The 1488-nt window shown below is 74.2% G+C and carries 1 pseudogene; it reads left to right on the top strand.

The annotated features are described in order from the left end of the window. Nucleotides 1-312: 312 nt before the first annotated feature. Nucleotides 313-1488 (top strand): annotated as a pseudogene (locus ACERMF_RS17710) (hypothetical protein); the annotation flags it as partial.

Here is a 1488-nt window from a genome sequence, read left to right as displayed (position 1 = left end):
CGGTCCGCCGCTAGACCCACCGGACGACCGGCGGGACGGGCACCCACCGTCCCGCCGGTCGTTTTTTGTTGTCCGCCTGGCAGAAGTGGCGAACCGCCACCTGTGCGAGCCACGCGCAGATGCCCAAGAAGTCCGAATTGCGGGCAGACGCACACCGCGGCCGTCGAGGACGGCGCGGCCCGCACTGCGGCCCGGCGTCGACAACGCGGCGCCAACTCCGGTCGTCGACGCCGTCGCGGCGACCGGTCGAGCCAGCCGTCCCGCGAGCGACGGGTGTCGTCGTCCCCTCCACCAGAAACCCGAGGTCTCCCCGTGTCGTTCCCCTCCCTCCACCTGCACCGGCTCGACGCCGGTTCCCCGACCCGTCCGGTTGCACCACGGCGCGCTCTCGTGGCCGTCGTGCTGTTGTCGCTGCTCTTCGGCCTCTTCGAGGCCCTGCTGCTCGGCGCCTCCCCCGCGCGGGCCAGCAACGCCGTCGACGCCGGCGTCGCGATCCGCACCGGCAACGACGTGCACGCCCTCGCCGGCACCAACATCGCCCGCGGCACCGACCAGCTCGTGCGCTACACCCCCGCCTTCGGCGCCAACACCGCCACCAACCAGTGGGGCGCCGAGGCCGCCGTCGTCGACGGCGTCGTCACCGCGATCCGCGACCGCCAGCTCGTCGACGCGCCCGCCATGCCCATCCCCGCCGGCGGCTACGTCCTGTCCGGCCACGGCCAGGCCCGCCTGACCCTCCTCGCCGGGCTGAAGGTCGGCAGTCGGGTCGGCGTCCTCGCGCCGGCGACCGCCGCGCGCGGCGAGGCGGTCCTGCTCGGGTCGTCCGCTCGCGTACTCGCAGGCACCAACGTGGCCCGCGGGGTCGACCAGCTCGTGCTCTACACCCCCGCGTTCGGTGCCAACACCGCCACCAACCGCTGGGGTCTGGAAGCTGCCGTCGTCAACGGCAAGGTCACCGCGATCCGCGACCGCCAGCTCCGCAATGCCTCCGCCATGCCCATCCCGGCGGGCGGCTACGTCCTGTCCGGCCACGGTCAGGCGCGCACCGCGTTGCTGCAGCTCCGCGTCGGAAGCAACGTGACCCTGCTGGAGGCCGCCTCGGTGGCGACGCCGTCCCCTGTGTCACCGACGCCGGTCGCGCCGGTCGCTCCCGAACCGGTCGCCCTCTCGCCGGCCAGCACCGCGGTGCGCGTCGGCACGTCGGACCACGCGCTGGCCGGTACGAACGTCGCCCGCGGCACCGACCAGCTGGTGCGCTACACCCCCGTCTTCGGCGCCAACACCGGCACCAACCAGTGGGGCGCCGAGGCCGCCGTCGTCGACGGCAAGATCACCGCGATCCGCGACCGCCAGCTCGTCGACGCCCCCGCCATGCCGATCCCCACCGGCGGCTACGTCCTGTCCGGCCACGGTCAGGCCCGCACCTTCCTGCTCGCCAACGCCCGGGTCGGCACGACGGTCGAACTCGACCCGCAGCAGGCAGCACCC

The organism is Egicoccus sp. AB-alg6-2, from assembly GCF_041821025.1.
Classification (GTDB): Bacteria; Actinomycetota; Nitriliruptoria; order Nitriliruptorales; family Nitriliruptoraceae; genus Egicoccus.
The sequence above is the reverse complement of the archived record's forward strand: the minus strand, read 5'-3'. Positions and strand labels throughout refer to the sequence as shown.